Origin of the sequence: Enterobacter sp. MEB024, from assembly GCF_030209635.1 — a bacterium.
GTDB lineage: Bacteria > Pseudomonadota > Gammaproteobacteria > Enterobacterales > Enterobacteriaceae > Enterobacter > Enterobacter ludwigii.
In genome coordinates, this window is record NZ_JARVRQ010000015.1 from 361,233 (window position 1) to 379,821 (window position 18,589).

An 18,589-nucleotide genomic window follows, 5' to 3' on the forward strand; every position below is an offset into this window, starting at 1 on the left:
ACTAAAAAATGGATATCGCTCAATTTCCGCAAATCAATCCGCCACAACGTCTGCTGATGGGGCCGGGGCCAATCAACGCCGATCCGCGCGTGCTGCGAGCCATGTCGAGCCAGCTTATCGGCCAGTACGATCCGGCGATGACCCACTACATGAACGACGTCATGGCACTCTACCGCGGCGTGTTCCGCACGGAAAACCGCTGGACGATGCTGGTGGACGGCACCTCCCGCGCGGGGATTGAAGCGATTCTGGTATCGGCCATTCGTCCGGGGGACAAAGTGCTGGTGCCCGTTTTTGGTCGCTTCGGCCATCTGCTGTGCGAAATTGCCCGCCGCTGCCGCGCAGAGGTCCACACCATCGAGGTACCGTGGGGCGAGGTGTTCACACCGGATCGGGTGGAAGATGCCATTAAACGCGTGCGTCCGCGCCTGCTGTTAACCGTGCAGGGGGATACGTCCACCACCATGCTGCAGCCGCTTGCAGAACTCGGGGCAATCTGCCGTCGTTACGATGTCCTGTTTTATACCGATGCTACCGCGTCGCTCGGCGGCAACGCCCTGGAGACCGATGCCTGGGGGCTGGATGCGGTCTCGGCGGGGATGCAGAAATGTCTTGGCGGTCCGTCCGGTACCTCGCCCGTTACCCTGAGCCCGCGGATGGAAGAGGCAATCCGTCGCCGCAAATGCATCGAAGAGGGGATCCGTACCGATGCCCATCGCGACGGCGACGAGGAGATGATTTACTCCAACTATTTCGACCTCGGCATGGTGATGGATTACTGGGGACCCGAGCGTCTGAACCACCACACCGAAGCGACCACCGCGCTGTTTGGCGCCCGCGAATGTGCCCGCCTGATTCTGCAGGAAGGGCTGGATAACGGTATCGCCCGCCACAAGCTGCACGGGGATGCGCTGCTGAAAGGTATTCAGGCGATGGGACTCGAGACCTTCGGCGACCTCAGGCACAAAATGAACAACGTGCTGGGCGTGCTTATCCCTCAGGGCGTAAACGGTGACCAGGTGCGTAAACTGATGCTGGAGGATTTCGGCATTGAAATCGGTACTTCGTTTGGTCCGCTGCACGGCAAAGTGTGGCGTATTGGCACCATGGGCTATAACGCGCGTAAAGACTGCGTGATGACCACCCTGAGTGCGCTGGAGTCGGTACTGAACTACCTGAAGTTTTCCACTACGCAGGGTGCTGCGATGCAGGCTGCGTGGGATCATTACCGCACTGAGACGGCGCTATGAATCACGCGACACGCCAGCAGGCGGCAGAACGTGTGATGGCCCGCGCCGATGCGCTGGCCGCCATCAGCGAAACCCAGGATTCTCTTACCCGCGTGTATCTCTCTGCCCAGCATCTGCAGGCTAACCAGCTGGTCGGGCAGTGGATGAACCAGGCGGGCATGACCGTCTGGCAGGACAGCGTGGGGAATATCTGCGGACGTTATGAAGGCGAGCAGGAGGGCGCACCGGCGGTGTTGCTTGGCTCGCATCTGGATACCGTGCGCAATGCCGGGCGCTACGACGGGATGCTGGGGGTGCTGACGGCCATTGAAGTCGTTGACAGCCTGCATCAGCAGGGAAAACGGCTGGCGCAGGCCGTTGAGATTGTCGGCTTTTGCGATGAAGAGGGTACCCGCTTTGGTATCACGCTGTTGGGCAGCCGCGCGCTGACGGGCACCTGGCCTGCGGGCTGGCTCGACACGTGCGATGCCAGAGGTATCAGCGTGGCGCAGGCGATGGTACAGGCAGGGTTAGATCCCAGCCGTGTCGCGATGGCCGCCCGACGCCCGGATGATTTCAGCGCCTGTCTGGAGCTGCATATTGAACAAGGACCGTGTCTGGAACAGGCCGGTCTGGCGCTGGGCGTGGTTGAAGCCATTAACGGCGCGCGTCGTCTGAACTGCCGCTTCACCGGTGAGGCCGGCCACGCCGGGACCGTGCCGATGGCGCATCGTAAGGACGCGCTGGCCGCCGCCGCCGAATGGATGGTGCTGATTGAAAACACCACCCGTCAGCACGGCGGCAACCTGGTAGCCACGGTGGGTGAGTTGCGCTGTCTGCCTGGTGCGGTAAACGTCATCCCCGGCGAGGTCGCGCTCTCGTTAGATATTCGCGGCCCGCAGGATGCGCCGCTTGACCTTCTGCTTACTGCACTGCTGACGCAGGCGCAGGCGATAGCGGCCCGTCGCGGAATACATTTTGCAGCCGACGAATTTTACCGAATCGCCGCCACGCCATGCGATACACGTCTGCAGGCGCTGCTGGCGGAGGCTGTAGAATCGGTGCAGGGGAAGACATTATCGCTGCCGAGCGGTGCCGGTCATGACACCATCGCCCTGGCGGAGCGCTGGCCGGTAGGGATGTTGTTTGTGCGGTGTAGGGGAGGCGTCAGCCACCATCCGGCGGAATCGGTGATGGCTGAGGATGTCGCGCTGGCGATTGATGCCTTTACGCGTGCGGTAACGCGTCTGGCGGGTTAAGCGACCGAGCGTACCGCTTCATCGATGTCGGCACTCACCCGCACATCCTGCTCGTCAAACACCATGCAGTGGCGATCGTCAAAAGCCACATCAATTTGCTGCCACGGCGCGAATTTCACATCGCCCGGCAGCAAAATCTTCACATTGTCGTGGCCGTAGCACTGACCAAAGAGGTAGGTGTTATTGCCCAGACGCTCAACCACTTCACAGTTAAACGTCAGCCGCGTGCCGTGGCTGAGATCGGTGGTTAAATGTTCCGGACGGATGCCCAGCGTCACCGGGCTGCCTGCGTTCAACGGTGTGGTGGTCAGGGCCAGTGTGAGTGTCTTCTGCTGGGATAATCTCACCGTCAGCTCACCCGGTTGCCAGGCCTCTACCGTTGCCGGCAGGAAATTCATCTTCGGCGAGCCGATAAACCCGGCCACGAACTTGTTCGCCGGTTTGTAGTAGAGTTCCATCGGCGCGCCCATCTGCTCAACCTTTCCGTAGTTCATCACCACAATTTTATCAGCCAGGGTCATCGCTTCTATCTGGTCGTGGGTGACATACACCATGGTGGTTTTCAGCTCCTGGTGCAGACGGGCAAGATGCAGACGCATCTCCACGCGCAGCTCGGCATCCAGGTTGGAGAGCGGTTCGTCGAACATAAAGACCCGCGGATTACGTACGATGGCGCGGCCAATGGCCACACGCTGGCGCTGGCCGCCGGAAAGCTGCTTAGGTTTGCGATCCAGAAGGTGGGAAAGCTGCAGCGTTTTGGCCACCATCTCGACCTGATGGCGGATCTGATCTTTCGGCACCTTATTGACCTTCAGGCCGTAGCCCATGTTTTCGGCCACCGTCATATGTGGGTAGAGCGCATAGGACTGAAACACCATCGCCACGCCGCGGTGGGAGGGTGCAACGTCGTTCATCACCTCGTCACCAATCAACACTTCCCCTTCGCTAATGTCCTCCAGTCCGGCAATCATGCGCAGCATTGTCGATTTACCGCAGCCGGAAGGACCGACAAAGACGGCAAACTCACCGTCTTCAATCTCAAGATTCACGTTGTGCAAGGTTACGGTGTCGCCAAAGCGTTTGGTGACATTCCTCAATTGTATGTTCGACATCTGTATTCCCCGAGTAAACCGCCGCGTATGTATTACGTATAACAATTATTTTCTACATGGCTGGACGGTGCAATTTGTCTGCTCTGACTATAACTTCCAGTATTCACGCACCCTATACCGATATTCCATTAATGTTATGACGATCACACAACTTACAGTTTTTTGTAGAGTTATCATGATGTGAAGGGTAGCGTATACCAAACCAAATGCATTTGATGTTATACGTTGTACGTCAGTGTTAGTCGGTTTTCTGGCGAAGGTGTATGGCGGTGAAATGCAATAACAACCATAAAATTGTTATACCTTCACATGAGGTTGATAATGAAAAAGAACATACTCGCTGCTCTGATCCTCTCTACGCTCGCGGTGCAGGCTCACGCCACCACGCAGCTTAACGTCTGGGAAGACATCAAAAAGTCGTCCGGCATTAAAGACGCGGTCGCCGATTTCGAAAAGCAGTACGACGTTAAGGTTAACCTGCAGGAGATGCCCTACGCGCAGCAGCTGGAAAAACTGCGCCTCGACGGCCCGGCAGGAATTGGCCCGGACGTGCTGGTCATTCCCAATGATCAACTGGGCGGGGCGGTTGTGCAAGGGCTGCTGACCCCCCTGAATCTGGAGGCGAAGCAGACCGAACAGTACACGCCAGCGTCCATAAATGCCTTCAAAATGGATAGCACCCTTTACGGTGTGCCGAAAGCGGTTGAGACGCTGGTGCTGATTTATAACAAAGACCTGATCGCGAAGCCGCTCAACTCACTTCAGGACTGGTATGACTTTTCTAAACAGCAGCGCGCCAAAAACCAGTACGGCCTGCTCGCCAAGTTCGACCAGATTTACTACAGCTGGGGGGCTATCTCCCCGATGGGCGGGTACATCTTCGGTAAAAACGATAAAGGCGGTTATAACGCCAGCGACGTGGGCCTGAACAAGCCGGGCGCGGTAGACGCGGTCACCTACCTGAAAAAATTCTATACCGATGACGTGTTCCCGGCGGGGATCATCGGCGATAACGGTCTGAACGCGATCGATTCTCTGTTTACCGAGAAAAAAGCGGCAGCCGTCATCAACGGTCCGTGGGCGTTCCAGCCGTATGAAGCGGCGGGCATTAACTACGGCGTTGCGCCGCTGCCGACGCTGCCGGACGGTAAGCCAATGAGTTCATTCCTGGGCGTGAAGGGCTATGTCGTCTCTACCTGGAGCAAAGACAAAGCCATGGCGCAGAAATTTATCGAATTTATCAACCAGCCGCAGTACGTCAAAACGCGCTATATCGCGACGCGAGAAATTCCGCCGCTGACCGCGATGATTGACGATCCGCTCATTAAGAACGACGAGAAAGCCAGCGCGGTTGCCGTGCAGGCCGCACGGGCGACAGCGATGCCGGGCATTCCGGAAATGGGTGAAGTCTGGGCTCCGGCGAACGCGGCCCTCGAGCTGAGCCTGACCGGTAAACAGGATCCGAAAGCCGCGCTCGACAGCGCAGAAAAACAGGTTCAGATGCAAATCGAAGCCATGCAGGCCAGCAACCAGTAGTTTTCTGACGTCGCAGAACGGGAGGGCGTCTCTCCCGTTTTTTGAAAGGAGTTGTTTGTGAGTATCATCCCGGAACATTTTGCCAAACCGCGCGTGGCCGGGCGTCACGCCTGGACCAGCCTGCTGCTGGCGGTCATTCCCGGCTTCGGTCAGTTTTACCACCGTCAGTGGCTGAAAGGGGTCATCTTCCTGGTGCTGCTTGCCAGTTTTATCGGCGTATTTGCTGATTTTCTGCGCGAAGGGCTGTGGGGACTGGTGACGCTGGGTGAGGAGGTGCCGCGCGACAACTCCATCTTCCTGCTGGCGGAGGGGATCATCAGCGTGTTAATCGCGGCGTTCGGCGTGATGGTGTATTACCTGTCGATGCGTGATGCGTGGGTCAATGGCCTGAAACGTGACGAAGGGTTGCAGCTTAACAGCGTGCGTAAACAGTATCAGATGCTATTGAGCGACGGCTTCCCGTATCTGATGATCACCCCGGGCTTTATCCTGCTGGTGTTTGTGGTGGTGTTTCCCATTTTGTTCGGGTTTGCCATCGCCTTTACCAACTACAACCTCTACCACACGCCGCCGGCTAAGCTGGTTGACTGGGTCGGGTTTAAGAACTTCATCAATATCTTTACGCTCTCTATCTGGCGTTCCACCTTCTTCGACGTGCTGCAGTGGACGGTGGTCTGGACGCTGCTCGCCACCACGCTGCAGTGTACGGTGGGCGTACTGCTGGCGATTCTGGTGAACCAGAAAGATTTACGCTTTAAGCCGCTGATCCGCACCATCTTTATTTTGCCGTGGGCGGTGCCGGGCTTTGTCACCATCCTGGTTTTCGCCGGGATGTTTAATGACTCGTTCGGGGTGATTAACAACGCCATTCTGGCCTTCTTTGGTATTGCGCCTAAAGCCTGGATGACCGATCCGTTCTGGACCAAAACGGCGCTGATCATGATGCAAACCTGGCTTGGTTTCCCGTTTGTTTTCGCCATGACCACCGGCGTGCTGCAGGCCATTCCTGATGACCTGTATGAAGCGGCTACCATGGACGGCGCCAGCAGCTGGACCCGGCTGCGGACCATTACGCTGCCGCTGGTGCTCTACGCCATTGCGCCGATCCTGATTACGCAATACACCTTTAACTTCAATAATTTCAACATCATCTATCTGTTCAATAACGGCGGGCCGGCGGTGGTGGGGTCAAATGCGGGCGGCACCGACATTCTGGTGTCGTGGATCTACAAACTGACGATGTCATCTTCGCAATATGCCATTGCGGCGACCATCACCATCCTGCTGTCTGTTTTTGTCGTCGGCCTGGCGTTATGGCAGTTCCGCGCCACCAAATCTTTCAAAAATGACGACATGGCGTAAGGGACGTAACAATGGCTAAATCACAAAGTATTAAACGTGAGAAATGGGTCCGCCTTTCACTCTCCTGGCTGGTTATTGTGCTGGTGTCGGTCATCATCATTTACCCGCTGGTGTGGACGGTGGGCGCCTCACTCAACGCGGGCAACAGCCTGTTAAGCTCCTCTGTTATTCCGCAGAACCTGTCGTTCCAGCATTACGCCGACCTGTTTAATGGTCAGGTGAACTATATGACGTGGTACTGGAACTCGATGAAAATCAGCTTCCTGACCATGGTGTTGACCTTAATCAGCGTTAGCTTTACCGCCTATGCCTTCTCGCGTTTTCGCTTTAAGGGGCGGCAGAACGGGCTGATGCTCTTCCTGCTGCTGCAGATGATCCCGCAGTTCTCGGCGCTGATTGCCATCTTCGTGCTCTCGCAGCTGTTGGGCTTAATCAACAGCCATCTGGCGCTGGTGCTGATTTACGTTGGCGGCATGATCCCAATGAATACCTATCTGATGAAGGGCTACCTGGACGCCATTCCTAAGGATCTGGATGAGTCCGCGCGCATGGACGGAGCCAGTAACTTCCGCATCTTCATCGAGATCATCATGCCGCTTTCCAAACCCATTGTGGCGGTGGTGGCGCTGTTCTCCTTCACCGGGCCGCTGGGGGATTTCATTCTCTCCAGCACCATTTTGCGCACCCCGGACAAATACACCTTACCCATCGGGCTTTATAACCTGGTGGCACAAAAAATGGGTGCCAGTTACACCACCTACGCGGCAGGCGCGGTGCTGATTGCGGTGCCGGTCGCGATCCTCTATCTGGCCTTACAAAAATACTTCGTCTCCGGTCTGACCTCCGGGAGTACTAAGGGATAACCATGAAAAGACTCAAACCCGCTTTGCTTGCTGTTTGTCTTTCTTGCGGTCTTGCCGCGAGTGCGTTCGCCGCGGACGGGGTAAAAACGCGTCCTTTTAACGCCATGCCGGCAGACTTTATTAAGGGGGCGGACATCTCGACGCTGCTCGAGGCTGAACAGCATGGCGCAACATTTTATAACCAGAATGGCCAGCAGCAGGACGCGATTGCCATTCTGAAAGCCAACGGCGTGAACTATGTGCGTCTGCGTTTGTGGGTGGATCCGCAGGATGCCAACGGAAATACCTACGGGGGCGGCAGTAACAATCTGGAAAACACGCTGGCGCTGGCGAAGCGCGTGAAGGCCCAGGGCATAAAACTCCTGCTCGATTTCCACTACAGCGATTTCTGGACCGACCCGGGCAAACAGTTCAAACCAAAAGCCTGGGAGAAGATGGATTACCCGCAGCTTAAAACGGCAATCCATGACTATACGCGCGACACCATTGCCCGCTTTAAAAAAGAGGGCGTGCTGCCGGACATGGTCCAGATTGGTAATGAAATCAATGGCGGGCTGCTCTGGCCGGAAGGCAAAAGCTGGGGGCAGGGTGGCGGCGAGTTTGACCGCGTAGCCGGGTTACTCAACGCCGCAATCACTGGGATGAAAGAGAACCTGACCGACGGCGAGCAGGTGAAAATTATGCTGCACCTGGCCGAAGGCACTAAAAATGACACCTTCCGCTGGTGGTTTGATGAGATCACGAAGCGCGATGTGCCGTTCGATATTATCGGCCTGTCGATGTACACCTACTGGAATGGCCCGATCGGCGCGCTGAAAGCCAATATGGATGACATCAGCAAACGCTATAACAAAGACGTCATTGTGGTGGAAGCGGCCTATGGCTATACGCTGGAGAACTGCGATAACGCAGAAAACAGTTTCCAGGCCAAAGAAGAGAAGGACGGTGGCTACCCCGGCACCGTGCAGGGTCAGTACGATTATATCCACGATTTAATGCAGGCCGTGATTGACGTTCCCGATCGTCGCGGTAAGGGCCTGTTTTACTGGGAGCCGACCTGGATTGCCGTACCGGGCACCACATGGGCCACCAAAACCGGCATGAAATATATCCATGATGACTGGAAAGAGGGAAATGCCCGCGAAAACCAGGCGTTATTTGATTGTCATGGCAAAGTGCTGCCGTCGATAACGGTATTTAAATAGTATTCTGTTTCACTTCAGGACGTTTTTAATATGAATAAATTTGCGCCTTTAAGTTCGAAGGTCGCTGCGTTATTGCATGGCGCCGACTATAACCCGGAGCAATGGGAGAATTACCCCGGTATTATTGAAAAAGATATTGCCATGATGCAGCAGGCGAAATGTAATGTCATGTCGGTGGGCATATTTAGCTGGGCGAAGCTCGAACCGCGTGAAGGGGAATATGATTTTGTCTGGCTGGATAACGTCATTGATAAATTATATTCAGCGGGGATCCATATTTTCCTCGCCACGCCGAGCGGTGCGCGCCCGGCATGGATGTCGCAAAAATACCCGCAGGTGCTGCGCGTAGGGCGTAACCGCGTGCCTGCGCTGCACGGTGGACGTCATAACCACTGTATGTCTTCCCCGGTGTACCGTGAGAAGACATTGAAAATGAATACCTTACTGGCTGAGCGTTATTCACAGCACCCGGCGGTGCTGGGCTGGCATATCTCCAATGAGTACGGCGGTGAGTGCCACTGCGATCTGTGCCAGGAGCGCTTTCGTGACTGGCTGAAAGCGCGCTACAAAACCCTGGATGCACTGAACCACGCATGGTGGAGCACCTTCTGGAGCCACACCTATAGCGACTGGTCGCAGATTGAGTCCCCTGCGCCGCAGGGCGAGGTGTCCATTCACGGTCTGAACCTCGACTGGCGCCGCTTTAATACGGCGCAGGTAACAGATTTCTGCCGCCATGAGGTTGCGCCGCTAAAAGCCGTCAACGCAGCGTTGCCGGTGACGACCAACTTCATGGAGTACTTCTACGATTACGACTACTGGCAGCTTGCGAAAGCGATCGACTTTATCTCCTGGGACAGCTACCCAATGTGGCACAAGGAGAAAGACGAAACCCAGCTCGCCTGCTATACCGCCATGTACCACGACATGATGCGCAGCCTGAAAGGCGGCAAACCTTTTGTGCTGATGGAGTCCACGCCGAGTACCACCAACTGGCAGCCGACCAGCAAGCTGAAAAAACCGGGGATGCATATTCTCTCGTCAATGCAGGCGGTGGCACACGGGGCCGATGCCGTACAGTACTTCCAGTGGCGTAAAAGCCGCGGTTCGGTGGAGAAATTCCACGGGGCGGTTATCGACCACGTGGGGCTTCTTGATACGCGTGTCGGGCGCGAAGTGACGCGTCTGGGCGAAATGCTTGAGCGCCTGCCGGGGGTGGTCGGGTGTCGCACGCAGGCACGGGTAGCGATTATCTTCGACCAGCAAAATCGCTGGGCGCTGGACGATGCCGAAGGGCCGCGCAACATGGGGATGGAGTACGAAAAAACCGTTAACGAACACTACCGTCCATTCTGGGAAAAAGGCATCGCGGTAGATGTGATTGATGCCGATGGCGATCTCAGCCAGTACGCGCTGGTGATTGCGCCGATGCTTTATATGGTGCGGGAAGGCTTCGCCGAACGCGCAGAAGCGTTTGTCGCCGGGGGCGGCCATCTGGTGACCACCTACTGGAGCGGCATCGTGGATGAAAGCGATCTTTGCCATCTCGGTGGGTTCCCGGGGCCGCTGCGTAAACTGCTCGGCATCTGGGCAGAAGAGATCGACTGTCTCGGTGAGGGAGAACGTAATCTGGTACAGGGGCTGGCGGGTAATTCGGCTGGCCTGCAGGGCCCGTATCAGGTTCGTCATCTGTGCGAGCTGATCCATGTCGAAAACGCTCAGCCGCTGGCGACCTACCGGGATGATTTCTACGCCGGTCGGCCTGCCGTGACGGTGAACCGTTTCGGTAAGGGGAAAGCGTGGCATGTGGCGTCGCGCAACGATCTGCCGTTCCAGCGTGATTTCTTCGCCGGGATTATTGACGAACTGGCGCTGCCGCGGGCCATGGAATGCGATTTCCCACCGGGTGTAGTGGCAACGGCCCGCACGGACGGCGAAACCACGTGGGTGTTTGTGCAGAACTACACCGCCCAGCAGCAGCTCATTACGCTGCCGCAGGGGTATACCGACTGCATGACCGATGCCGCCGCCGCGGGTGATACTGCTCTGCTGCCGTGGGATTGTCGGGTACTCAGGCGTAAAGCGTAGTCGCTGAGGGCGTCGCGTCGTACAACCCTGGCTAATCAATCTGAAGGCGCCTGCTCTATGAGCAGGCATTTTTTTATCTGCATAACAGAGAGGCGTATTATGGACAGTGAAATAACTCAGCGTTTAATTCCTGCATTCGGCGGCGACGATAATATCGAACATGTTGAAGCCTGCATTACCCGTCTGCGCGTCACGGTAAAAGATTTAAATAAGGTGGATACGCAGGCGTTACAACAGGAGGGGGCGCTGGGCGTAATTATTATTGGCCAGCAGGTGCATGCGATATTTGGTCGGCAGTCTGATACCTTGCGGCAATTATTAGATGCGCATTTTAATCATTAACATTAAAAAAGGGATAGCCAAAATAATGGCTATCCCAAACGAGGAGAATAGACTGCCAGTTGTTGGAGATACAATAACGATTAACACATATCAGGAAATAAACATTACCACCAGGCTTCCACCTGCACGCCAAAATTCCAGGTATTATTTGCGGTGCCGTCTTCGAAGGATTGTCCTTTCTCGGAGTCATTCAGGTAAGAGGCGAAGACGCGCAGTTCAGGACGCGACATAAAATCAGGCCCATCCGCCAGTCCGAGTGCGAGGGTGTACTTCTCTCCGCTCTGCTTGTAGCTGGAGCCATCGGTGTAGGTATCTTTCTGGTAGAAACCGCCCACTTCACCAATCAGACGCACGTATTCGGTGAACTGGTACTGCGCGCGACCCACCAGAGAGACAAGGCGCGATTTATCGGTGAATTGCGTGGTGTCATCCGCCGAGCCCCAGGTCAGCACGTGGTTGAAGGAGAGCTTGTCCGTAATCGGAATTAAGCCGGTGTTAATCACACGGTAGCCGCTGGCGTCGTTCACGTAGTTCCACATGTCATACCAGCCGCCGCCCTGGGACACCATGTTTTGCGCCAGGCCTTTGTTCGCATACTGCAGCACCAGCTTGTTGTAGCCGCCTAACATGTCCTGGCTGATCTCACCGGTGACCATGACGCCGTTATCGGCCTCATACAGCCCACCGTACTCTTTCTGCTTATTGGTGGGGTTTGGCATGGCGTAATCAATGCCCACTTCAGTCCATGCACCCGCCCACGGCTTCCAGCCCGCATAGCGAAGGTCGATGTAGTTGATATTAACGTCGCTATCGCCGTCCACGCGGTAGTCCACGTCGTTGGCATCGCCACGGATCCAGGCCACGGACACCGCACCCGGTCCGAGCGTGTAGTTTTCGATACCGGCACCCGCGCCTGAGATGTTCCAGTATTTGGTGTCAATGATGTGCAGGTCATGGCGCTGGTAGTAGCGCTTACCGCCCCAGATCACCGCGTTCGGATCGCCGGGGATCAGCCCCTTGATCTGCAGATTCAACTGACGCAACCCGAACTGCGCATCGTCGCCGAAGGTGGTTTCATTGTCGTTAGAGCCGTCAGAGACCATGCTCACCATGCTGTCGAGGTAGAAGCTGACATCGTTCTTTTTGTACACCTCTGAGCCCAGCTCCAGCTCGCCGTAGGTATCGGCCTCGTTACCCAGACGGCCAATTTTATTTTTTTGCCACTCCTCCATCCCACCATCCCGTGAGACGCCCACACCGGAGCGAAGATACCCATGAAAATCAATTGGTACTGAAGACGCTGCAAACAGCGAAGGAGACGCTAACGCGGCAGCCAACGCAACAGATACAGAGCGGATCGTCGTGTTCATTGTTACCCTCTTATTGTTTTGTAATACGTTCACAAATCCGCTGTCATAAAATGCCTAAACCTTTTTTCTGGCAATTGCGTGATCGTTAATCTGTGATTAAGTGCAAATAAAATAGCCAATTTTGTTACGATTGATGAGGTGCGACCAGAAATGTAGTATTGTGAACGTAATACTTTTTGATGGTGTTATGGCAGCCAGACGTGCCCAGTGGACGTTTTTTTATATCGCCCCTGATACAATCAGCGCATAACAACATAAGGAACCGGACCATGAAGTCGAAAAGCGCAACGTTAGAGGACGTCGCACGCCATGCGGGCGTCTCCTATCAGACCGTGTCCAGGGTACTGAATAAATCTGCCAATGTATCCGAAGCCACGCGTCACAAGGTGGAGAAATCCATAGAGTTATTGCGGTATGTCCCGAACCGCCTGGCGCAGCAGCTGGTCGGAAAGCAGACCCAGACCGTCGGACTGGTGACGATTTCGCTGGCTTTGCATGCGCCGTCACAGGTCGCCGCGGCGGTAAAACGTTATGCAAATGTGGAAGGGTATCAGGTGTTGATCTCCATGATTGATGAGAACGTCAACCACAGCATCCAGGATTCGATCAATGAACTGAAATCTCAGCTCGTCAGTAAGGTGATCATCAATGTCCCGCTGGAAGCAGAGCAGGCGCAGAAAATCGCGACGGACAACGACGATATCGTCTGTCTGTTCCTCGACGTTGACCCTTACAGTTCCGTGTTTAACGTTTCGTTTAACCCGGCAGATGGCACCCGTGCCAGCGTCAAATATCTCTACGAACTGGGGCACCGGGAAATCGCGTTGCTGGCGGGGCCTGCGTCTTCTGTCTCGGCGCAGCTCAGGCTGAAAAGCTGGATTGAAACCCTGAAAGGTTACGGTCTGGAGCCGGCCTCGGTGATCCGCGGGAACTGGGACGCGCAGAGCGGTTACGCGGGTGCGTTGCAGATGCTGCGCGAGACGCCGCAATTCTCTGCCGTGCTGGTGGCCAACGACCAGATGGCGCTGGGAGTATTAAGTGCTTTCCATCAGCATCAGATTTCCATTCCGGGTGAAAAATCGGTGATTGGCTACGATGACACCTACGAAAGCTCATTCTTCTATCCGGCATTGACCACGGTATCGCTGGACCTGGATCTGCAGGGGAAGGAGGCGGTGCGCCGCATTCTTGACAGTGGCGAAGACAATGCCGTGCGCATGTCATCCATTTTGCCTGCCCGGCTGGTGGTGCGGCAGTCGACCGGGCCGAAAGGTGAGAAGGGCAAAAACCTGCAGGCGCTGGCGCAACAGCTTCGTGATATCGCACATCAGCTTGGCGATATGTAAAACGGTGAGCACCTCAACCCGGTGGGTGAGGTGCTGCTCTCTTATTCCAGCCCCAGCGTGTACTGCGCAATCTTGAAGTAGATAATCAGACCGGTTCCGTCGATAAGCGTCGCGATAAAGGGCGCGGAAACGACGGCCGGGTCAATGCCGCAGCGCTTCAGTACCATCGGAATAACTGACGAGACAATCGCACTCCACAGCGTAATGCAGACCAGCGTCAGGCTGACGATAAGGGTAATTTCCAGCCCGATACCCATCATCCAGGCGCGAACACACCCGGCAAGACCAAGCGTGGCGGCAATCATCAGCGAGGTGGTCATCTCCTTTCGTAACACGCGGCCAACGTCGCGCAGGCGCACTTCACCCAGCGCCATTGCACGCACCAGCGTGGAGGTGATCTGCGTCCCGCTGTTCCCACCGGTCCCTATCAGCAGCGGAATAAAAAAGGCCAGGGCAATGGCGGATTCCAGCGCCTCTTCGAAGTGCTGAATAACCGAGCTGGTATAGGCTTCAGCGACAAACAGCAGCAGCAGCCAGACGGAGCGTTTTTTCCACAGGCTGAAGGGGCTGGTTTCCAGATACGGCTTTTCCAGCGGCAGCGTTGCTCCCTGGAGCTGGGCATCTTCGGTGACATCATCTTCCAGCAGATGGGCGATTTCGCGTTCGGTCAGGCAGCCTACCACTTTACCGTGCGTGACCACCGGCACGACATCCGCCTCGCCGTGGGCCAGCAGCCCGGCGACATCGGCACGCTCGTCTTCCGGTTTGACCTGCAGAAATTGAGAAATCATCAGCGTTTTCACCGGCTGTACCGTATCGGCGGTCTGCAGCAGTTTGCGCACCGCAACCATGCCCGCCAGCCGACCGTTATCTTCGAGGAAAATATGCGATGGAATATCATCGTCTTTTAATTTTTCGAAAAATTGCTCGCGTGCCAGCGCCACGCATAATGAAATATCGAGGACGATAAAATCGGTATTCATATATTGCGCGATTGCGCTGTCATTGAATGCCAGGTTTTGATTGTGAATAGCGTAAGACATAGTAAATTCCCTTTGAATAATAAAATCTCTCAGGGGCGAGCAAGACAGGGCATGTCGAAGAGGAGATCCCCACGTCCTGGGTTCAGCACTGTACACCGTATCCCGTAAGGGAAGTTATACTGACAAAGCCTTGATTCGACAGTGCCTGTTTTACCCTGTGCCGGTTCTCTCGAACCCACCAGAGCGATAACGTGTATTTGTACAGGAGCCTCGCCATAACGAGATCGTTGTAAAACGAGAGGGATAATACGCCACTTTAAACATCGCGCTGTGGAATTTAAAAGACGTTTAAGAAACGTTTAGAACAATAATTTAATCCCGCGTATTAATGACATCGATTATTCATCAATGACGGAGGTTATTGCTCAAGAGAGTATAATTCCACACCTCTGTGTTTCTAAATGGCGCTGACATTTTCGCGTGTCGTTAATGCCTTCCTGCTGGAGGTCTGAGCGGTTGATACCCCATTTAAGGTTGTTCGTTTCTAATGGTCAGCATCACGAACGCTGCGGGGTGGAATATGACGTGGTTTGACAATCTGCTGAATCATTTTGCGCTCTATCCGACGCATCTGTTCGCGCTGCTTTTCGTCATCGCGCTGAGCAAGTCTACGGTACTGGTTTCCTCCGTGCTTCCGCCGGCCTCGGTGATGCTGCTGGCAGGGATCACCGTCAGCCAGACCAGCCTGCATCCGGGACTGACGTGGCTGGCTGTCGCGGCGGGTGCCGCAACAGGGTCGGTATTGAATTATCATATCGGCCAGTTGATGGGCCACACGCGGCTGGTCACGCGCTTCACCTCCCGGCACGCCGAGAAATTTTTGCGGGTACAACATCAGCTGCAGAAAAACGGCGTGCTGGTGCTCTTTACCGCGCGTTTCCTGGCGGTGCTGCGCTATATCGTCCCGCTGGCAGCGGGCATGCTCAGACTGAACGCGGCGAAGGTTTACGCGGTAAGCCTGATTTCAGCCGTCGTATGGGCGGCGCTGTATGTCGGCATCGTCACCGGCATCAGCGCCTTTTGACCTACAGGTTTCCCATTCCGCCGTCGACCAGCAGTTCCGTTCCCACCATATAGCGCGATTCGTCAGAGGCAAGATAGAGTGCGGCTTTCGCCAGCTCCGTCGGCGTGCCCATTCTGCCCAGCGGCACAAGTTTGGTGATATCCCCCAGCATCGCCTTGAGCGCTTCCTCGCTTAACCCCGTTTTATTAAATGCCGGTGTTTCCACCGGACCCGGGCTCAGGCCGTTGACGCGAATACCGCGCGGCAACAGCTCCCCTGACAGCGTGCGTGCCAGCGACAGTAATCCCGCCTTGCTGGCGGCATAAACGCTGCTGGCAGGCAGCCCGATGCGGGCGCTCACGGACCCGCACAGGATCACAGAGGAGGGATTATTGAGCAGCGGCAGCAGGGCCTGAATCAAAAAGAACGGTCCTTTAAGGTTGATGCCCATCAGGCGATCCCAGGCGTCTTCCTGCCACTCTTCAAGCAGCCCGTGCGTCACATCGCCGGCGTTAATAAACACGGCATCAAGACGCGACCAGCGAGAGGCGAGCGTGTCCGCCAGCGCTTTTTGCGCGGCGATGTCACCCGCATCGGTCGGAATAACCCAGGCATTATCGCCCAGAATGCGTTGTGCTTCGGCAAGGGTATCCGGGTTACGTCCGGTGACAGCAACGTGCGCCCCTTCGGCAATAAATTCCTGCGCGGTAGCGAGACCAATACCGGAAGTGCCGCCGGTAATCAGCGTATATTTACCTGCTAAACGACCCATGTGCTTCTCCTGAAATGACTCTGGAGAAAGCACTATAGAAACGTTAGTATCGAAAGGAAACCAGGTACCATTTGGATACTAATGAGGCTAGAGGTGTGCTATGGCGGAATCACTCAATATACCCTGTGAAAAAAAATCTGAGGTTTATCTCTGCCCGATGACGCAGTTTGTAAACCTGATTTCCGGTAAGTGGGCCATCCCGGTGCTCTATCGCCTGATTATGCTCAATGCACCGGTCCGGTTTGGCGATCTGCTGCGCGCCGCTGCCCCCATCACGCAAAAAGAGCTCACGAAGCAGTTGCGCCTGTTTGAGCAGCGCGGGCTGGTGTCGCGCACTATCTACCCGGAGATCCCACCGCGGGTGGAGTATCAGATAACCGCGCTGGGATTAACCCTCCAGAGCGCGCTCTCCCCGCTGGCCGACTGGATGAGCGAATACGGCGATCGCCTTGAAAAGTAATCCTCAGTTTGCGAAACGCTTCCCGGAAAATTGTCACGAATCTGTCACACTCACTGCGACATTTTAAAACGAGTGAGGAATTAGGGATGAGAAAAGCACTACTCGCGCTGGCAATCGCCGGTTCCATTGCAGTGACATCTGGCGTGCAGGCGCAAGAGACGCCGGAAGGGTATCAGCTGGAACAAGTTTTAATCATGAGTCGCCATAATTTGCGCGCGCCGCTCGCCAACAATGGCAGCGTGCTCGAGCAATCCACACCGAAGCAGTGGCCAGAATGGGAGGTGCCAGGCGGCCAGCTCACCACCAAAGGTGGCGTGCTTGAAGTCTATATGGGCCACTATATGCGCGAGTGGCTGGCACAGCAGGGGATGGTGAAAACCGGCGAGTGCCCGGCCGCGGATAGCGTATATGCCTATGCCAACAGCCTGCAGCGCACTGTCGCCACCGCGCAGTTCTTTATCACCGGCGCCTTCCCGGGGTGCGATGTGCCTGTGCATCATCAGGAAAAAATGGGCACCATGGATCCGACCTTTAACCCGGTGATTACGGATAACTCACCTGAATTCCGTGAAAAAGCGCTGAAGGCGATGGAGACTGAGCGGCAGAAAATGCAGCTTGGCGAGAGCTACAAGCTGCTGGAGCAGATGACGAATTACGCCGATTCACCGTCCTGTAAAGAGAAGAACGTGTGCTCGCTGGCAGAGGCGAAAGATACCTTCAGCGCCGACTATGAAAAAGAACCTGGCGTATCGGGGCCGTTAAAAGTCGGTAACTCGCTGGTGGATGCCTTCACGCTGCAGTATTACGAAGGCTTCCCGGCAGACCAGGTTGCCTGGGGTGAAATTAAAACCGATCAACAGTGGCGCGTGTTGTCGCAGCTGAAAAATGGCTATCAGGACTCGCTGTTTACCTCCACCGAGGTGGCGCAAAACGTGGCCAAACCGCTGGTGAAGTATATCGACCAGGCCCTCGTCACCGGGCAGGCGAAAGCGCCGAAAATCACCCTGCTGGTGGGGCATGATTCCAATATCGCGTCGCTGCTTACGGCGCTGGATTTCAAACCGTACCAGCTGCATGACCAGCACGAGCGGACGCCAATTGGCGGGAAAATTGTTTTCCAGCGCTGGCATGATAAAAACGCCAACCAGGAGCTCATGAAGATTGAGTATGTCTATCAGAGCGCCGACCAGTTGCGTAACGCCAGCGTATTATCACTGGATGCGCCGGCACAGCGTGTGACGCTGGAGCTGAAGGGGTGTCCGGTTGATGCGAACGGTTTTTGCCCAATCGATAAATTCAATGCGGTGATGAATAACGCGGCGAAATAGGTAAAACCCCCCGCTCAGGCGGGGGGAAACGTTCAGACGTTTTTACGTTCGATGGTTTGCTCACCCCAGAAGAGCGCGTCTTTGTCCGTTTTCCCGAAGGCACGTTCCAGCACTTCATCGCTGCCTTCTTCCCAAATCTGCTCTGCCAGCTTCTCGTCATAGTTCGCGACTTCAAAAATGGCTTCGGCGATCTCCGGAGAGGTGTTGCGTAAACTTGCCCATTCACCCACGCGGTGGGCTTTGGATTCTTGAGTTGGCATGCTTGTCCTCC

General features: G+C 55.6%; 17 protein-coding genes and 1 riboswitch. Of the genes, 12 read left to right on the plus strand and 5 right to left on the minus strand.

The window, feature by feature from the left end:
• Positions 1-8 precede the first annotated feature (8 nt).
• On the plus strand, positions 9-1,250 hold the full coding sequence (locus QRN24_RS21465) for a pyridoxal-phosphate-dependent aminotransferase family protein (RefSeq protein ID WP_014169474.1): 1,242 nt from the start codon (positions 9-11) through the stop codon (positions 1,248-1,250).
• Complete coding sequence (gene hpxK, locus QRN24_RS21470) at positions 1,247-2,488, plus strand: allantoate amidohydrolase (RefSeq protein WP_014169475.1); 1,242 nt, start codon at positions 1,247-1,249, stop codon at positions 2,486-2,488. The genes QRN24_RS21465 and hpxK overlap by 4 nt, the downstream gene beginning before the upstream one ends.
• On the opposite strand, the gene QRN24_RS21475 is transcribed toward hpxK, so the two are convergent.
• On the minus strand, positions 2,485-3,600 hold the full coding sequence (locus tag QRN24_RS21475) for an ABC transporter ATP-binding protein (protein WP_284943056.1): 1,116 nt from the start codon (positions 3,598-3,600) through the stop codon (positions 2,485-2,487). The two genes, hpxK and QRN24_RS21475, sit on opposite strands and share 4 nt — an antisense overlap.
• 321 nt (positions 3,601-3,921) lie before the next feature.
• On the opposite strand from QRN24_RS21475, the gene QRN24_RS21480 reads away from it, so the two are divergent.
• The 6 genes from QRN24_RS21480 to QRN24_RS21505 all read left to right on the plus strand — a co-directional run bounded on the left by QRN24_RS21480 (position 3,922) and on the right by QRN24_RS21505 (position 10,996).
• The gene (locus QRN24_RS21480; protein ID WP_244047863.1) at positions 3,922-5,136 is read left to right on the plus strand and encodes an extracellular solute-binding protein; all 1,215 of its coding nucleotides are present in this window, start codon (positions 3,922-3,924) and stop codon (positions 5,134-5,136) included.
• A 57-nt stretch (positions 5,137-5,193) separates the two neighbouring features.
• On the plus strand, positions 5,194-6,498 hold the full coding sequence (locus tag QRN24_RS21485; RefSeq protein ID WP_020884733.1) for a carbohydrate ABC transporter permease: 1,305 nt from the start codon (positions 5,194-5,196) through the stop codon (positions 6,496-6,498).
• Positions 6,499-6,509: 11 nt separating this feature from the next.
• Positions 6,510-7,361, plus strand: coding sequence for a sugar ABC transporter permease (locus QRN24_RS21490; protein WP_014169479.1), 852 nt, complete (start codon positions 6,510-6,512; stop codon positions 7,359-7,361).
• Between the two features lie 2 nt (positions 7,362-7,363).
• Positions 7,364-8,566 (plus strand): glycoside hydrolase family 53 protein, encoded by a 1,203-nt coding sequence (locus QRN24_RS21495; RefSeq protein WP_196355688.1) that lies wholly within the window; start codon positions 7,364-7,366, stop codon positions 8,564-8,566.
• Positions 8,567-8,596: 30 nt separating this feature from the next.
• On the plus strand, positions 8,597-10,654 hold the full coding sequence (locus tag QRN24_RS21500; RefSeq protein ID WP_284943057.1) for a beta-galactosidase: 2,058 nt from the start codon (positions 8,597-8,599) through the stop codon (positions 10,652-10,654).
• Between the two features lie 99 nt (positions 10,655-10,753).
• Entirely contained in the window at positions 10,754-10,996 is a 243-nt protein-coding gene (locus QRN24_RS21505; RefSeq protein ID WP_025204491.1) for a PTS sugar transporter subunit IIB, read from the plus strand.
• A gap of 104 nt (positions 10,997-11,100) precedes the next feature.
• Here the strand turns inward: QRN24_RS21505 and QRN24_RS21510 are convergent, their stop codons facing one another.
• Positions 11,101-12,366, minus strand: a complete 1,266-nt coding sequence (locus QRN24_RS21510) for a maltoporin (RefSeq protein WP_032681282.1) — start codon at positions 12,364-12,366, stop codon at positions 11,101-11,103.
• Between the two features lie 269 nt (positions 12,367-12,635).
• Between QRN24_RS21510 and QRN24_RS21515 the strand changes: the two genes are divergently transcribed.
• A complete protein-coding gene (locus tag QRN24_RS21515) occupies positions 12,636-13,712 on the plus strand; it encodes a LacI family DNA-binding transcriptional regulator (protein WP_032677847.1) in 1,077 nt (358 codons plus the stop codon).
• Between the two features lie 41 nt (positions 13,713-13,753).
• Here the strand turns inward: QRN24_RS21515 and QRN24_RS21520 are convergent, their stop codons facing one another.
• Positions 13,754-14,755 carry a magnesium transporter gene (locus tag QRN24_RS21520; protein WP_020884727.1) on the minus strand — a complete coding sequence of 334 codons (1,002 nt, stop codon included), beginning with the start codon at positions 14,753-14,755 and terminating at the stop codon, positions 13,754-13,756.
• A gap of 60 nt (positions 14,756-14,815) precedes the next feature.
• Positions 14,816-14,985, minus strand: a riboswitch (M-box (ykoK) riboswitch).
• A 290-nt stretch (positions 14,986-15,275) separates the two neighbouring features.
• Between QRN24_RS21520 and QRN24_RS21525 the strand changes: the two genes are divergently transcribed.
• Positions 15,276-15,779, plus strand: a complete 504-nt coding sequence (locus QRN24_RS21525) for a DedA family protein (RefSeq protein ID WP_025204489.1) — start codon at positions 15,276-15,278, stop codon at positions 15,777-15,779.
• 1 nt (position 15,780) lies between these two features.
• Here QRN24_RS21525 and QRN24_RS21530 read toward each other — a convergent pair whose 3' ends face one another.
• A complete protein-coding gene (locus QRN24_RS21530) occupies positions 15,781-16,530 on the minus strand; it encodes an SDR family oxidoreductase (RefSeq protein ID WP_020884725.1) in 750 nt (249 codons plus the stop codon).
• A gap of 100 nt (positions 16,531-16,630) precedes the next feature.
• Here QRN24_RS21530 and QRN24_RS21535 point away from each other — a divergent pair, with 100 nt between their 5' ends.
• Both QRN24_RS21535 and agp read left to right on the plus strand, forming a co-directional pair.
• Positions 16,631-16,990, plus strand: a complete 360-nt coding sequence (locus tag QRN24_RS21535; RefSeq protein ID WP_014169488.1) for a winged helix-turn-helix transcriptional regulator — start codon at positions 16,631-16,633, stop codon at positions 16,988-16,990.
• An 86-nt stretch (positions 16,991-17,076) separates the two neighbouring features.
• On the plus strand, positions 17,077-18,318 hold the full coding sequence (gene agp, locus QRN24_RS21540; RefSeq protein WP_049023411.1) for a bifunctional glucose-1-phosphatase/inositol phosphatase: 1,242 nt from the start codon (positions 17,077-17,079) through the stop codon (positions 18,316-18,318).
• A 32-nt stretch (positions 18,319-18,350) separates the two neighbouring features.
• Here the strand turns inward: agp and QRN24_RS21545 are convergent, their stop codons facing one another.
• On the minus strand, positions 18,351-18,578 hold the full coding sequence (locus tag QRN24_RS21545) for a YccJ family protein (protein WP_014169490.1): 228 nt from the start codon (positions 18,576-18,578) through the stop codon (positions 18,351-18,353).
• Positions 18,579-18,589 lie beyond the last annotated feature (11 nt).

Excerpts from the sequence above, each read along its gene's own strand:
- QRN24_RS21465 (WP_014169474.1), top strand. The coding sequence starts at position 9 with ATGGATATCGCTCAATTTCCGCAAATCAATCCGCCACAACGTCTGCTG.
- hpxK (WP_014169475.1), top strand. The coding sequence starts at position 1,247 with ATGAATCACGCGACACGCCAGCAGGCGGCAGAACGTGTGATGGCCCGC.
- QRN24_RS21475 (WP_284943056.1), bottom strand. The coding sequence starts at position 3,600 with ATGTCGAACATACAATTGAGGAATGTCACCAAACGCTTTGGCGACACC.
- QRN24_RS21480 (WP_244047863.1), top strand. The coding sequence starts at position 3,922 with ATGAAAAAGAACATACTCGCTGCTCTGATCCTCTCTACGCTCGCGGTG.
- QRN24_RS21490 (WP_014169479.1), top strand. The coding sequence starts at position 6,510 with ATGGCTAAATCACAAAGTATTAAACGTGAGAAATGGGTCCGCCTTTCA.
- QRN24_RS21495 (WP_196355688.1), top strand. The coding sequence starts at position 7,364 with ATGAAAAGACTCAAACCCGCTTTGCTTGCTGTTTGTCTTTCTTGCGGT.
- QRN24_RS21500 (WP_284943057.1), top strand. The coding sequence starts at position 8,597 with ATGAATAAATTTGCGCCTTTAAGTTCGAAGGTCGCTGCGTTATTGCAT.
- QRN24_RS21505 (WP_025204491.1), top strand. The coding sequence starts at position 10,754 with ATGGACAGTGAAATAACTCAGCGTTTAATTCCTGCATTCGGCGGCGAC.
- QRN24_RS21510 (WP_032681282.1), bottom strand. The coding sequence starts at position 12,366 with ATGAACACGACGATCCGCTCTGTATCTGTTGCGTTGGCTGCCGCGTTA.
- QRN24_RS21515 (WP_032677847.1), top strand. The coding sequence starts at position 12,636 with ATGAAGTCGAAAAGCGCAACGTTAGAGGACGTCGCACGCCATGCGGGC.
- QRN24_RS21520 (WP_020884727.1), bottom strand. The coding sequence starts at position 14,755 with ATGTCTTACGCTATTCACAATCAAAACCTGGCATTCAATGACAGCGCA.
- QRN24_RS21525 (WP_025204489.1), top strand. The coding sequence starts at position 15,276 with ATGACGTGGTTTGACAATCTGCTGAATCATTTTGCGCTCTATCCGACG.
- QRN24_RS21530 (WP_020884725.1), bottom strand. The coding sequence starts at position 16,530 with ATGGGTCGTTTAGCAGGTAAATATACGCTGATTACCGGCGGCACTTCC.
- QRN24_RS21535 (WP_014169488.1), top strand. The coding sequence starts at position 16,631 with ATGGCGGAATCACTCAATATACCCTGTGAAAAAAAATCTGAGGTTTAT.
- agp (WP_049023411.1), top strand. The coding sequence starts at position 17,077 with ATGAGAAAAGCACTACTCGCGCTGGCAATCGCCGGTTCCATTGCAGTG.
- QRN24_RS21545 (WP_014169490.1), bottom strand. The coding sequence starts at position 18,578 with ATGCCAACTCAAGAATCCAAAGCCCACCGCGTGGGTGAATGGGCAAGT.